Source organism: Streptococcus sp. 5905 (assembly GCF_013276505.1).
Classification (GTDB): domain Bacteria; phylum Bacillota; class Bacilli; order Lactobacillales; family Streptococcaceae; genus Streptococcus.
In genome coordinates, this window is the sequence record NZ_VMLC01000001.1 from 652,476 (window position 1) to 666,073 (window position 13,598).

Below are 13,598 nucleotides of genomic sequence, written 5' to 3' on the forward strand. Positions count from 1 at the left end.
TATGTTCCGATTAACCAATAAGTTAGCGGTATCTAACTTGATTAAAAACCGCAAACTCTACTATCCCTTTGCCTTAGCTGTTCTCTTAGCAGTGACCATCACCTATCTTTTTTACTCGTTGTCACTTAATCCTAACATTGGCAAGATCCGAGGGGGAGAAACTATCTCTATGACCCTCGCTCTCGGTATGGTGGTTGTTACCATCGCTTCTGGAATTATTGTTCTTTATGCCAATAGTTTCGTCATGAAAAACCGTTCCAAAGAACTAGGAATTTATGGTATGCTGGGTCTCGAAAAACGCCATCTAATCAGTATGGTTTTTAAGGAGCTTCTTATTTTTGGTTCCTTAACCTTGACAGCTGGACTTGGCCTAGGAGCTCTCTTTGATAAGCTAATCTTTGCCCTTCTGCTGAAGCTAATGAATATGAAGGTGGAGCTCGTTGCGACCTTCCAACCAACCGTCTTTATCCTAGTTATCCTTATCTTTGGCGCTATCTTCCTAGGTTTGATTTTTATCAATGCCTTTCGTATTGCACGCATGAATGCCCTTCAGCTCTCTCGTGAGAAGGCCAGCGGTGAGAAAAAAGGACGTTTCTTGGGCTTGCAAACGATTCTTGGATTAATCAGTTTGGGTTCAGGATACTACCTAGCAGTGACAGTTGAAAATCCTTTAACTGCACTCATAATTTTCTTTGTAGCGGTCTTGCTGGTAATCTTTGGTACCTATCTCTTGTTTAATGCAGGGATTACAGTATTTCTACAAATCTTGAAGAAAAACAAGCGTTACTATTACCAACCTAACAACATGATTTCCGTATCCAATCTCATCTTCCGTATGAAGAAAAATGCGGTTGGTCTAGCGACGATTGCCATCCTTTCAACCATGGTCTTAGTGACCATGTCTGCTGCAACTAGTATCTTCAAGGCTTCAGAAACCTTCAAGAAATTCATGAATCCACATGATTTTGGAATTACAGGACGAAATGTTGAAAAAGAAGATTTAGATAAACTTTTGAGTCAGTATGCTAGCGATAAGGGATTAACTGTCACCAAAAAAGAAGTCTTTCGTCACAGCAATTTTGGCATCGAGAGTCAAGATGGAACCAAACTCCGTATCTTTAAAAAGGGGAATAACTTTGTCCAACCAAAAACCATTTTCATGGTCTTTGACCAAAAAGACTATGAAATCATGACTGGTCAAAAACTCTCCCTTTCAGGTAATGAAGTTGGGTTATTTACCAAGAGTAAAGAACTTCAAGGGCAGAAAGAACTCACTCTAAATGACCAGACTTACACTGTTAAAGAAGAAATTAAAAATGATTTCGTTCTGGAACATGTGCCAAATCAGTTTAACATTCTCACATCTGACTACAATTATCTTGTTGTGCCTAATCTGCAAGCCTTTATTGATCAATATCCGGATTCCTCTCTCTTTGATCAACTTTATGGTGGTATGAATGTAACAGCTAGTGAGGAAGAACAGCTCAAACTCGCTGATGATTTTTCAAAATTCCTTAATAACTTTAATAGAGAATTAAACAAAGAGGGAAGCTATGTATACGGAAGTAATCTGGCTGATAGCAGTGCACAAATCAGTGCCCTCTATGGAGGTGTCTTCTTCATCGGTATCTTCCTCTCTATTATCTTTATGGTGGGAACAGTCCTCGTTATCTACTACAAACAAATCTCTGAAGGCTATGAGGACCGTGAACGCTTCATCATTTTGCAAAAGGTCGGTCTCGATCAAAAGCAAATCAAGCAAACCATCAACAAACAGGTGCTAACTGTTTTCTTCCTTCCATTGCTATTTGCCTTCCTACACCTTGCCTTTGCCTATCATATGCTTAGCCTCATCCTAAAAGTCATTGGGGTGCTAGATGCGACCATGATGTTGACTGTCACTTTATCCATCTGTGCTATCTTCCTCATCGTCTATGTCTTAATCTTTATGATTACCTCTAGAAGCTATCGCAAGATTGTGCAAATGTAAAAAAAGATACCTCGATATTTGTCGAGGTATTTCTTTATCTTAAATGCTAAAGAGTTGTCCGAACAGGTAAGTCACTCCCATGGTTAGAAGTCCGATACAGAGGTTACGGATCATAGCAGTTTTCGTAGGGGCCTTGCCTAGTTTAGCACTGGTATAGCCAGTGACGAGAAGGGAAAGGGCCACGATAAAAACAGTAGCAGGAATGCGATAGTCACTTGGAAAGATAGTGATAGAAAGCATAGGAGGAAGACTTCCCAGTACAAAGGCGATAAAGCTAGAGATTGCAGCATGCCAAGGATTGGTAAATTCTTCGTACTCGATACCGTATTTTTCCTCAACTAAGGCTTTGAGTGGATTTTTTAAAAAGGCTTTGTTGGTCAAAAGTTGTGCGGACGTTTCACACTCACCATTTTGCAGGTAAGCAGCATAGAGGGATTGTTTTGCAGATTCGATGTCCTTATCCAAGAGCAACTGTTCTCTGGCAACAGCGGCTTCTTCCGTGTCTTTTTGAGTGGATACAGAGACATATTCGCCACCTGCCATAGAAAAAGCACCAGCGAGAATAGCGGCCAATCCTGATAAAAAGATAATCCAGATATTGCTCGTCGCACTAGCAACACCGATAACGACTCCAGCGATGGAAATAATCCCATCATTGGCACCGAGAACACCTGCACGCAGGATATTGAGTCGGCCTGCAAAGTTTGCATCAATTTCATGTTTTATTTCAGTCATAGTCATCTCCTTTCTCTCCATTATAGAGAAAAGAGTAGGGGAATACAAACTTTTTAAACTATCTGAAAAAAGTTCTACGATTCTAATTTTTAAGCGCTTTGAAGTTTCTCCGAAAAAGTATTGCTATCCTACTGTACTAGTCCTTTTTCAGCTTATCTATGGTATAATAGAAGGTAGATTTATCAATTGGAGTATGAAGGATTTTATGATTAAACTTGTAGCAACTGATATGGATGGAACCTTTTTAGATGGAGAGGGTCGGTTTGATATGGAACGCCTCAAAAACTTGCTTATTTCCTACAAGGAAAAGGGGATTTATTTTGCTGTGGCTTCAGGTCGCGGTATCTTGTCGCTGAAAAAGCTGTTTGCGGATGTACGTGATGAAGTGATTTTTATAGCTGAAAATGGGAGCTATGTTGAGTTTCATGGAGAGGATATGTACGAGGCTACTATGTCTCGGGACTTTTACTTGAGCACTTTTGAAGCTTTAAAGAAATCGCCTTATTTTGATGAAAGAAAAATGCTGTTGACTGGGAAAAAAGCTTGTTACGTTTTGGAAACAGTGGATGAGACCTATCTCATGTTTAGCCGTCACTACAATGAGAACATTCAAAAAGTAGCAAGTTTGGAAGATATCAAGGATGAGATTTTTAAATTCACCACTAACTTTACAGAAGATACGATAGAAGCTGGAGAGGCCTGGGTCAACAAAAATGTTTCTGGTGTGAAAGCCATGACCACAGGTTTTGAATCCATCGATATTGTCTTGGACTATGTTGATAAGGGTGTGGCTATTGTTGAGCTGGCAAAAAAGCTGGGTATGACCATGGATCAGGTTATGGCGTTTGGAGATAATCTCAATGACCTTCACATGATGCAGGTTGTGGGGCACCCAATCGCTCCTGAAAATGCGCGACCAGAGATTTTAGAATTAGCAGAAGCAGTGATTGGCCATCATAAAGACCAGTCAGTGATGGCTTATATGGAGGGCTTGTAATGGCAGATATTAAATTGATTGCATTGGACTTGGATGGTACTTTACTGACAACGGATAAAAAGCTAACAAATCGTACCAAGGAAGTCCTCAAAGCTGCGCGTGATCGTGGCATCAAGGTCGTACTGACAACAGGGCGTCCTCTAAAGGCTATGGATTTCTTTCTCCATGAGCTAGGGACTGACGGTCAGGAGGACGAGTACACCATCACCTTTAATGGTGGTCTGGTACAGAAAAATACAGGAGAGATTCTCGATAAAACCGTCTTTTCAATCGACGATGTGGCGCGATTATACGAGGAAACTGAAAAACTCGGACTTCCGTTAGATGCTATTTCAGAAGGTACAGTCTATCAAATCCAGTCAGACCAAGAAAGTCTCTATGCCAAGTTCAACCCAGCCTTGACTTTCGTACCTGTCGCTTTTGAGGATCTATCTAGTCAGATGACGTATAATAAATGTGTGACTGCCTTTGCCCAAGAACCTTTGGATGCAGCGATTCAACAGATTTCTCCAGAATTGTTTGACCAATATGAAATTTTCAAATCGCGTGAAATGCTATTGGAATGGTCACCGAAAAACGTCCACAAGGCAACAGGTTTAGCGAAATTAATTAAACACTTGGGTATCGACCAAGGCCAAGTTATGGCCTGTGGTGACGAGGCAAATGACCTTTCCATGATTGAGTGGGCAGGTCTGGGAGTTGCCATGCAAAATGCAGTTCCAGCAGTTAAGGCAGTTGCCAATGTGATTACCCCGATGACCAACGACGAGGAAGCCGTTGCCTGGGCTATCGAAGAATACGTGCTAAAGGAGAACTAGAATATGGGATTATTTGACCGTCTATTCGGAAAAAAAGAAGAGCCGAAAATCGAAGATATAGTAAAAGAAGCACTGGAAAATCTTGATTTGTCAGAAGAGGTTGAAGAAAACCAAACGTCAGTCGAAGAAACTTCTCAGGAAGAAACAACAAGAGACAAAGTGGAAGAAACACTTGCTCAAGAAGAAATTCCACAGATCTCGACAGAAGAAGTTATTGAATCCGAATTAGTCGAGGAAACTGCTCAGGAAGAGCTTGAGTTAGAATCTGATGAATTGGAACAATTCCAAGAGCCGGAAGAGATTCCAGAAGAAGAGAACCAAGAAACTGAAGAAGAGCTAGCTTCTGAAGTAGTAGAAGAAGAACTTCCTCAGGTTGAAGAAACCGTTCAGGAAAAATATGACCGTAGTCTCAAGAAAACGCGTACAGGATTCGGAGCTCGCTTGAATGCCTTCTTTGCCAACTTCCGTTCTGTCGATGAAGAATTCTTCGAAGAATTGGAAGAACTGCTCATCATGAGCGACGTCGGTGTGCAAGTTGCTTCAAACTTAACAGAAGAACTACGCTATGAAGCTAAACTCGAAAACGCTAAGAAGCCTGACGCACTTCGTCGTGTCATTATCGAGAAATTGGTCGAGCTCTACGAAAAAGATGGCAACTACGATGAACAAATCCATTTCCAAGAAGGCTTGACAGTCATGCTCTTTGTTGGAGTGAATGGTGTCGGGAAGACAACTTCTATTGGGAAACTAGCCCATCGTTACAAACAAGCTGGTAAGAAAGTCATGCTGGTTGCTGCAGATACCTTCCGTGCTGGAGCCGTTGCCCAGCTAGCAGAATGGGGCCGTCGTGTGGATGTTCCTGTTGTAACAGGTCCTGAAAAGGCTGATCCAGCTAGCGTCGTCTTTGATGGGATGGAACGTGCTGTTGCAGAAGGAATTGATATTCTCATGATTGATACAGCAGGGCGTCTGCAAAACAAGGATAACCTTATGGCCGAGTTGGAAAAGATTGGTCGTATTATCAAACGTGTCGTTCCAGAGGCGCCACATGAAACCTTCCTAGCACTCGATGCTTCAACTGGACAAAACGCCCTGGTACAAGCTAAAGAATTTTCGAAAATTACCCCTGTTACTGGTATTGTATTGACAAAAATTGACGGAACTGCCCGAGGTGGTGTTGTTCTGGCTATCCGCGAAGAACTTAATATCCCTGTAAAATTGATTGGTTTCGGTGAAAAAATCGATGATATCGGGGAATTTAACTCAGAAAACTTTATGAAGGGTCTCTTAGAAGGCTTGATTTAATACAAAATAAATATCCTGCAAGTCAATCTTGCAGGATATTTTTGCTATTCTAAACGGCCATCTTCACGATAGGCGATATCTGGTTGCCAGGTCCATTTGGCTCCATACTTCTCAAGTAAGTCAAAGCTCGCTTGTGGTCCCATGCTTCCAGCTTTATAATCATAAAGTGGAGCACCGTTTTCTGCCCAGAGCTCTTCGATACGGTCAATCAATTTCCAAGAAGCACTTACCTCATCCCAGTGGCTAAAGTTGGTAGAGTTGTTGTTCAAGACATCGTAGATTAATTTCTCGTACGGATCTGGTGAGGCCCCAGTAGCAGTAGCATCTGTACGGTAATCCAGAGAGCTTGGTGCCAGGTTGAATTCTTCGCCGACTTGCTTCCCATTTAGGCTGAGAGAGAAGCCTTCAGTTGGTTGGATATAGATGGTCAAGATATTTGGTGCTAATGGTTCTCCAAAGATAGAGTCCATTTGCTTAAAGACGATATTGACATGAGTCCCTTTTTCAGTCAGACGTTTACCAGTACGGAAGAAGAATGGAACACCACGGAAGCGATCGCTGTCTACAAAGAAGGCACCAGATGCAAAGGTTTCTGTTGTAGATTCAGGATCGACATTTGGCTCGCTACGATAAGAAATGTATTTCATGCCATCGATTTTACCAGAGCGATATTGACCACGGATAAACTGTTCTTTCAATTCTTCCTCAGTTGGATGATAGAGGTTTTTAAAGACCTTAATCTTTTCAGCACGAATCTCATCTTTTGTAAAGCTAGCTGGTTTGTCCATGGCTAGAAGAGAGAGAAGTTGTAGAGTATGGTTTTGCACCATATCACGGAGGGCACCAGATTGATCATAGTAGCCGCCGCGTTCTTCAACACCCAAGCGTTCCGCAAAGGTAATTTGAACATTATCTATGTGTTCGCGATTCCAAACATTCTCAAAGATCATATTGGCAAAACGAACAGCAAAGATACTCTGAATCATCTCTTTACCTAGGTAATGGTCAATACGGTAGATTTGCTCCTCATCAAAGGCCGCAAGGAGCTCTTCATTGAGTTTGCTAGCTGTCTCGTAGTCTGTACCAAATGGTTTCTCAACGATCAAGCGCTCAAAACCTTTGCCGTCAACGATATTTTCAGACTTGAGGTGTTTGGCAATGGTACCAAAGAACTGAGGAGCCATTGATAGGAAGAAGAGTTTGTTGTGTTCAGCTTGGTATTTCTCATCAAGCTCAGCCTGTAATTCACGTAAAGCGATGTAATGTTCCGTATCATTCACATCATGGCTTTGATAGTAGAAGTGGCTAGCAAATTCTTGGGCTTGCTCGGTACTATCTGCCAAATCAAGGATGGACTCGACAACTACAGATTCAAAATATTCCTTACTCCAAGGTCTACGAGCTGTTCCGATAACAGCAAAATGCTCAGAGAGATTGCCTGATTTATAGAGTCTGAAAAGGGAAGGGTAGAGTTTGCGTTTAGCTAAATCTCCACTCGCACCGAAAATTGTAACAATAACCTTTGATGACATCTAGCTACCTAATTTCTATATTTTTTCCTAGTTGGACTAGGGATGAGATTTCCTCATTATCATAGTTTTTATTTTATCATAATTTTCAAAAAAAACAAAAAATCCAATACGCAAAAAAGTGTAAGGAGAACCTCACACTTTCGTTTTATACGTTTAAGACCTTGTCCAAAAACTCTTTTAGACGAGGGTGTTGCGGATTGTCAAAGATTTGATCTGGAGTTCCATCTTCCAGGAATTCACCATCAGCCGTAAAGATAACACGGTTGGCTACCTGACGAGCAAATCCCATCTCATGGGTTACGATAATCATAGTCATGCCTTGCTCTGCCAATTCCTTCATAACGTTTAGTACATCTCCGACCATCTCAGGGTCAAGAGCGGAAGTTGGTTCATCAAAGAGCATGATATCAGGATTCATGGCAAGTCCACGAGCGATAGCTACACGTTGTTTCTGACCACCTGATAGGCTATCTGGGTTAGCCTTAGCCTTGTCTGCAAGACCGACTTTCTCCAGCAATTCCATCCCCAATTTTTCAGCTTCTTCTTTGGTCATCCGTTTGTGTTCAATAGGTGCAAAAGTGATATTTTCTAGGACGGACATGTGAGGAAAGAGGTTGAAGTGTTGGAAGACCATTCCCACGTTTTCGCGAACATGGTCGACATTGGTTGATTTTTCAGTCAGATCATAACCATTTACTGTGATGTGACCACTCGTTACCTCCTCGAGAAGGTTAAGGCTACGGAGGAAAGTGGATTTTCCAGAACCGGAAGGACCGATGATACAAACAACATCTCCTTCATAGAACTTAGTCGTAATGCCTTTTAAAACTTCGTTTTTTCCATAATACTTATGCAAATCATTTACATCAATTTTTAGTTTTGCCATTAACGAATCCTCTTTTCTAAGCGTTTCGCTAGTCTAGTCAAAAGCGTGATAATTACAAGATAGAAGATAGCAAGGATTGCATACATCTTGAAACTTTGGTAGTTACGGGCGATGATGATCTTACCAGTTTGGAAAAGTTCAACTAAACCGATAGCAGATACGATGGTTGTATCTTTAAGAGCGATAACGAATTGGTTGACAAAGTTTGGCAACATCAATTTAGTCGCTTGTGGCAAGATAATCTTACGCATGGTTTTTCCATAAGAGATACCAAGACTGCGGCTGGCTTCCATTTGCCCAACTGGAACAGCTTGAATCCCACCACGAACGATTTCAGCGATATAAGCTGCCGCATTAAGTGAGAGGGCAATAGTACCAGCTACAAAGTCATTGATTGGACTTTGTTGGCCTGTAATGGACTCGATGAAGTTTGGAATACCCCAGAAGATGAAGGCTGCAAGAATCATCAATGGGATACCGCGAATAACGTCAACGAAAATCTCAGAGATTAGACGAAGAGATTTGTATGGGCTAACACTAAACATACCAAAGATAATCCCGATGACAATGGCAATTGCAAATGAAATAAGCGCTAGAGCAAGAGTGATTCCAAGTCCACTAAGAAGTTGTTTGTAGTTGTTTTGAAGCAAGCCCCAGATAGTTGTTTCGTCAACCGTACTTGTAGAAGTAGTTGTTGCTCCGCTAGCTAGATACTTGTCGAGAATCTTTTGGAATTCTCCGTTAGCTTTGAGGTTGGCAAGCCCCTTATTGAACATCTGGATCAATTCTGGATTGCTGCCTTTCTTAACTGCAAAGGCTGTTTCACCGATTGGAGTTCCAGCGATTGGTGTTTTCAATTTTTGCCCTTGGCTGATAGAATATTTGAGAACGGGCTCATCATCCATCACGGCATCGATAGCTCCAGTGTTGAGACTGTCATACATAGATGCGCCATCTGAAAAAGTTTTAATCTTGTAGCCGTATTTGCTTTGGTTTTCTGTTAGGAATGTTTGAGAAGCAGTTCCGTTTTTAACACCAACTGTCTTATCCTTGAGATCTTCATAAGAAGCGATGGTACTGGATTCTTTTACACCGAGAATCGTATTAGCAGTGTAGTAGGAATCTGAGAAGTCAAATGTAGCTTTACGAGCATCCGTAACAGACATACCAGCAATGATCCCGTCTGCTTGTCCGGCCTGAACAGCACTGATCGCTGCGTCAAAGCCTGGGTTAGTAATCTCAATTTCAAATCCTTGATCTTTGGCAATAGCCTTGATCAAGTCCATGTCAATACCAGTGTACTCGTTGCTTGAATTTTGAAATACGAAGGGAGCAAAAGATGAATCACTTGCAATAACATACTTAGATTTAACTGTGTCAGCTTTTACTACTCCTAGTGAGAAAATGGGAAATAAAATAAGCAAACATGCTAGGATTTTTTTCTTCATTTTTAGTCTCCTTTCTGAATATTTTTTAATTATAACAGAAAAAAAGCTAGAAGGCAAATTTTAATGATTTTTATGTAAGAAGATATGACATAAGAGTGCAAATTTGCTAAGTCAAGAGATAAAGAATCTAATGGAATTTATGGTAAAATAGAAGAAATAAAAGGCAGGCGAGGCAATTATGATCAATCGAATTACAGATAATAAATTTAAACTAGTGTCAAAATATGAACCATCGGGAGACCAACCCCAAGCGATCGAGCAGTTGGTTGATAATATCGAGGGTGGAGAGAAGGCTCAAATCCTCATGGGGGCGACGGGTACAGGGAAGACCTATACCATGAGTCAGGTCATTTCCAAAGTCAATAAACCAACTTTGGTCATTGCCCATAACAAAACCCTAGCTGGTCAGCTCTATGGAGAGTTTAAGGAATTTTTCCCTGAAAATGCTGTTGAGTACTTTGTGTCCTACTATGATTATTACCAACCAGAGGCTTATGTACCTTCCAGCGATACCTATATTGAGAAGGACAGCTCTGTTAATGACGAGATTGACAAGCTTCGTCACTCTGCGACATCAGCCCTTTTAGAGCGTAATGACGTCATTGTCGTGGCTTCAGTCTCTTGTATCTATGGTCTGGGTTCGCCAAAGGAATACGCTGATAGTGTCGTTAGTCTTCGTCCAGGTCTTGAGATTTCTCGCGACAAACTCTTGAATGACTTAGTCGATATCCAGTTTGAGCGCAATGATATTGATTTCCAACGGGGAAGATTTCGCGTTCGCGGGGATGTGGTGGAGATTTTCCCAGCTTCCCGAGATGAACACGCTTTTCGAGTAGAGTTTTTCGGTGATGAGATTGACCGTATCCGTGAAGTTGAAGCTTTGACAGGTCAGGTACTGGGAGAAGTGGATCATCTGGCGATTTTCCCAGCTACTCACTTTGTGACCAATGATGACCACATGGAAGTTGCGATTGCCAAGATTCAGGCGGAGTTGGAGGAGCAGTTAGCTGTTTTTGAAAAGGAAGGTAAACTGCTAGAAGCCCAGCGTTTGAAACAGCGGACAGAGTATGATATCGAGATGTTACGTGAGATGGGTTATACAAATGGGGTTGAAAACTACTCTCGTCACATGGATGGTCGTAGCGAAGGAGAGCCCCCTTATACGCTTCTTGATTTCTTCCCAGATGATTTCTTGATTATGATTGACGAGAGTCACATGACCATGGGACAAATTAAGGGCATGTATAATGGAGACCGTTCGCGTAAGGAAATGTTAGTAAATTATGGTTTCCGTTTACCGTCAGCCTTGGACAATCGTCCTTTACGCCGTGAGGAGTTTGAGAGTCATGTTCATCAGATTGTTTACGTTTCAGCGACACCTGGTGACTATGAAAATGAACAGACCGAGACAGTGATTGAGCAGATTATCCGTCCGACAGGGCTTTTAGACCCAGAAGTGGAAGTCCGTCCAACTATGGGACAGATTGATGACCTCCTAGGTGAAATCAATGCCCGTGTTGAAAAGAATGAACGGACCTTTATTACCACTTTGACCAAGAAAATGGCAGAAGACTTGACCGACTATTTCAAGGAAATGGGCATCAAGGTCAAGTACATGCACTCGGACATCAAAACCTTGGAGCGAACGGAGATTATCCGTGACCTGCGTTTGGGTGTCTTTGATGTTTTGGTCGGAATCAACCTGCTCCGTGAAGGAATTGACGTTCCTGAGGTAAGCTTGGTAGCCATTCTCGATGCTGATAAGGAAGGTTTCCTTCGTAATGAACGTGGCCTCATCCAGACCATTGGTCGTGCTGCTCGTAACAGCGAAGGGCATGTCATCATGTATGCGGACACCATGACCCAGTCTATGCAACGTGCCATTGATGAAACAGCCCGCCGTCGGAAAATCCAGATGGCTTATAATGAAGAGCATGGTATCGTCCCTCAGACAATCAAGAAAGAAATCCGTGACCTAATCGCCGTGACCAAGGCAGTTGCTAAGGAAGAGGACAAGGAAGTCGATATCAATAGCCTCAACAAACAAGAGCGCAAGGAACTCGTCAAGAAACTAGAAAAACAAATGCAAGAAGCCGTCGAAGTACTTGACTTTGAACTAGCAGCCCAGATTCGTGATATGATGCTAGAAGTCAAGGCGTTGGATTAGATAGGAGAAAACGAATGAAAATTTTAGTCATCAATGGACATCCTGACAAGGGAAGTTTCTGTCAAGAAATTTTTCGAACGATTGTAGAAAATATTGACTCAAATCACCATGAGCTTGAATCTATTAACCTAAATGAGATAGATTTTGATCCTGTATTACGATATGGTTATCGAAAACGGATGGAAGAGGACACTTTCATACTTCGCTCTCAGGAATTAATCCATTGGGCAGATCATTTCATTTTTGTTTATCCAATTTGGTGGAGTAGTATGCCTAGTCTATTGAAAGGTTGGATTGACCGTGTTTTTACACCAGGAATTGCATACTCTGCCAATAATCAGGGAAACTTCATCTGGAACTACTTGAGAGGCCAGCAGTTTAAAAAGTTATTAAAAGGCAAAACAGCTAGTATTTACGCAACCTCAATGGCACCAACATGGTGGTACAAAGTATTTTCAGGTCCGATTAACATTCCAGACAGTTATGGAATATCAGTATTAAAGAATGCTGTATTGAATCATTGTGGCATAAAAACAAAGAGGGTTTCAATCTTAGGAGAGTTAGGACGTGAAGTGAATACAAGTTCAACAAGAGAAAAATTTCTACAAAAAGTAGCAAAGGAAGTCAGACTGTTGGATTAAGGAGAAGAAAATAAATGACGGTTATTATCAAATCAATGGAAACTCCTGAAGAGATAGAAGGTAAATCCCTCGTTCACTGGCAAACGTGGAGAGAGGCTTATGATGACCTTTTACCTGCAGAATTTCAGGAGACGATGACATTAGAAAGATGTCGATTCTTTAGTCAAAAATATCCAGAAAATACATTGATTGCGATGGACAGCATGAAGGTAGTTGGTTTTATCAGTTATGGAAACTTTCGTAATGAGACTATTCAAGCTGGTGAAATTATCGCCCTATATGTTTTAAAAGACTATTATGGAAAAGGTATTGCCCAGAAGTTAATGACGGAAGCTCTGACTACTCTTGAACATTTCTCTGAAATATTCTTATGGGTATTAAAAGAAAATAAGCGAGCCATTGCTTTTTATCAAAAAATGGGTTTTACTGTTGATGGCCAAGAAAAAATACTTGAACTTGGAAAGCCTATCATTGAAATTAGAATGGTATTTAAGAGTTCAACAAAATCAGAGAGTTAAATGCAAGGACAGTTGTGATTTGTTTTCAGATTGCACAATGAACAAATGATTACGTTTTAGAATATATTTTTAAATAGGAAGAAGTTATTGTGAAAGTAAAAGAGACGAAGTATAAGAAGTCATCGGGGCTAGATTCTCATAAATTAGTAGGGTTCTGTCTTATATTTAGTTTGGTATTAGTGATAGGATTTGGTGTTAATCAAATTTTTAATATCTTACCAATTCCATTGCCCTACAAGGAAATCAATTATAGTTTTCCCTTGTATCTGAATCTTTTTTGTCTAGTTTATAGGGTATTTGACTATTTGTTTCTAGACTCGTCTAGAACAAAGGTGACCCTAAAAAAATTTATTGAATTATTTATCTATCTTAATAGTATCGGTTTAATTGTACATCTTTTTATAGGGGTTAGTGGGAAAAACAGTAAGGGTATTCTGCCTTCCCTCTTATCCTTAGATTACCGCTATATCTGGTTTCCAATTTCAACTTACCTGTTCTTTTTCTCCCTTGCTGGCTTAACCGTTCTATTGCAGAATCATATGAAAAAATGAGGAATATACC

The 13,598-nt window shown here is 41.0% G+C and carries 11 protein-coding genes; 7 read left to right on the forward strand and 4 right to left on the reverse strand.

Features of this window, described 5'->3' with window-relative positions:
- The first annotated feature begins 1 nt into the window (after position 1).
- Complete coding sequence (locus HT680_RS03220) at positions 2–1,990, forward strand: ABC transporter permease (protein WP_173258189.1); 1,989 nt, start codon at positions 2–4, stop codon at positions 1,988–1,990.
- Positions 1,991–2,029: 39 nt separating this feature from the next.
- Here the strand turns inward: HT680_RS03220 and HT680_RS03225 are convergent, their stop codons facing one another.
- Positions 2,030–2,725, reverse strand: coding sequence for a VIT family protein (locus tag HT680_RS03225; RefSeq protein ID WP_173258191.1), 696 nt, complete (start codon positions 2,723–2,725; stop codon positions 2,030–2,032).
- Between the two features lie 205 nt (positions 2,726–2,930).
- Between HT680_RS03225 and HT680_RS03230 the strand changes: the two genes are divergently transcribed.
- From HT680_RS03230 to ftsY, 3 genes are read left to right on the forward strand one after another with little or no spacing between them, the layout of a single operon-like run.
- Positions 2,931–3,722, forward strand: a complete 792-nt coding sequence (locus HT680_RS03230) for an HAD family hydrolase (RefSeq protein WP_173258193.1) — start codon at positions 2,931–2,933, stop codon at positions 3,720–3,722.
- Positions 3,722–4,540 (forward strand): Cof-type HAD-IIB family hydrolase, encoded by an 819-nt coding sequence (locus HT680_RS03235; protein WP_173258195.1) that lies wholly within the window; start codon positions 3,722–3,724, stop codon positions 4,538–4,540. Before HT680_RS03230 ends, HT680_RS03235 begins: the two co-directional genes overlap by 1 nt.
- Before the next feature lie 3 nt (positions 4,541–4,543).
- Positions 4,544–5,845 (forward strand): signal recognition particle-docking protein FtsY, encoded by a 1,302-nt coding sequence (ftsY, locus tag HT680_RS03240; RefSeq protein WP_173258197.1) that lies wholly within the window; start codon positions 4,544–4,546, stop codon positions 5,843–5,845.
- Between the two features lie 44 nt (positions 5,846–5,889).
- On the opposite strand, the gene zwf is transcribed toward ftsY, so the two are convergent.
- The 3 genes from zwf to HT680_RS03255 form a co-directional block, all read right to left on the reverse strand.
- Positions 5,890–7,377: a glucose-6-phosphate dehydrogenase gene (zwf, locus tag HT680_RS03245; protein ID WP_173258199.1), complete on the reverse strand. Its 1,488-nt coding sequence runs from the start codon at positions 7,375–7,377 to the stop codon at positions 5,890–5,892.
- 145 nt (positions 7,378–7,522) lie between these two features.
- Positions 7,523–8,263 (reverse strand): amino acid ABC transporter ATP-binding protein, encoded by a 741-nt coding sequence (locus tag HT680_RS03250; protein ID WP_001096336.1) that lies wholly within the window; start codon positions 8,261–8,263, stop codon positions 7,523–7,525.
- The gene (locus HT680_RS03255; protein ID WP_173258201.1) at positions 8,263–9,711 is read right to left on the reverse strand and encodes an amino acid ABC transporter substrate-binding protein/permease; all 1,449 of its coding nucleotides are present in this window, start codon (positions 9,709–9,711) and stop codon (positions 8,263–8,265) included. The genes HT680_RS03250 and HT680_RS03255 overlap by 1 nt, the downstream gene beginning before the upstream one ends.
- 178 nt (positions 9,712–9,889) lie before the next feature.
- On the opposite strand from HT680_RS03255, the gene uvrB reads away from it, so the two are divergent.
- From uvrB to HT680_RS03270, 3 genes are read left to right on the forward strand one after another with little or no spacing between them, the layout of a single operon-like run.
- Positions 9,890–11,878, forward strand: a complete 1,989-nt coding sequence (gene uvrB, locus HT680_RS03260) for an excinuclease ABC subunit UvrB (RefSeq protein WP_049505868.1) — start codon at positions 9,890–9,892, stop codon at positions 11,876–11,878.
- A 14-nt stretch (positions 11,879–11,892) separates the two neighbouring features.
- Positions 11,893–12,519 carry an NAD(P)H-dependent oxidoreductase gene (locus tag HT680_RS03265; RefSeq protein ID WP_173258203.1) on the forward strand — a complete coding sequence of 209 codons (627 nt, stop codon included), beginning with the start codon at positions 11,893–11,895 and terminating at the stop codon, positions 12,517–12,519.
- A 14-nt stretch (positions 12,520–12,533) separates the two neighbouring features.
- On the forward strand, positions 12,534–13,037 hold the full coding sequence (locus HT680_RS03270; protein WP_173258205.1) for a GNAT family N-acetyltransferase: 504 nt from the start codon (positions 12,534–12,536) through the stop codon (positions 13,035–13,037).
- Positions 13,038–13,598 lie beyond the last annotated feature (561 nt).

Bases quoted from the DNA above. Each gene is read 5' to 3' on its own strand.
- HT680_RS03235 (WP_173258195.1), top strand. From the start codon at position 3,722: ATGGCAGATATTAAATTGATTGCATTGGACTTGGATGGTACTTTACTG.
- HT680_RS03220 (WP_173258189.1), top strand. From the start codon at position 2: ATGTTCCGATTAACCAATAAGTTAGCGGTATCTAACTTGATTAAAAAC.
- HT680_RS03225 (WP_173258191.1), bottom strand. From the start codon at position 2,725: ATGACTGAAATAAAACATGAAATTGATGCAAACTTTGCAGGCCGACTC.
- uvrB (WP_049505868.1), top strand. From the start codon at position 9,890: ATGATCAATCGAATTACAGATAATAAATTTAAACTAGTGTCAAAATAT.
- HT680_RS03250 (WP_001096336.1), bottom strand. From the start codon at position 8,263: ATGGCAAAACTAAAAATTGATGTAAATGATTTGCATAAGTATTATGGA.
- HT680_RS03230 (WP_173258193.1), top strand. From the start codon at position 2,931: ATGATTAAACTTGTAGCAACTGATATGGATGGAACCTTTTTAGATGGA.
- HT680_RS03255 (WP_173258201.1), bottom strand. From the start codon at position 9,711: ATGAAGAAAAAAATCCTAGCATGTTTGCTTATTTTATTTCCCATTTTC.
- zwf (WP_173258199.1), bottom strand. From the start codon at position 7,377: ATGTCATCAAAGGTTATTGTTACAATTTTCGGTGCGAGTGGAGATTTA.
- HT680_RS03265 (WP_173258203.1), top strand. From the start codon at position 11,893: ATGAAAATTTTAGTCATCAATGGACATCCTGACAAGGGAAGTTTCTGT.
- HT680_RS03270 (WP_173258205.1), top strand. From the start codon at position 12,534: ATGACGGTTATTATCAAATCAATGGAAACTCCTGAAGAGATAGAAGGT.
- ftsY (WP_173258197.1), top strand. From the start codon at position 4,544: ATGGGATTATTTGACCGTCTATTCGGAAAAAAAGAAGAGCCGAAAATC.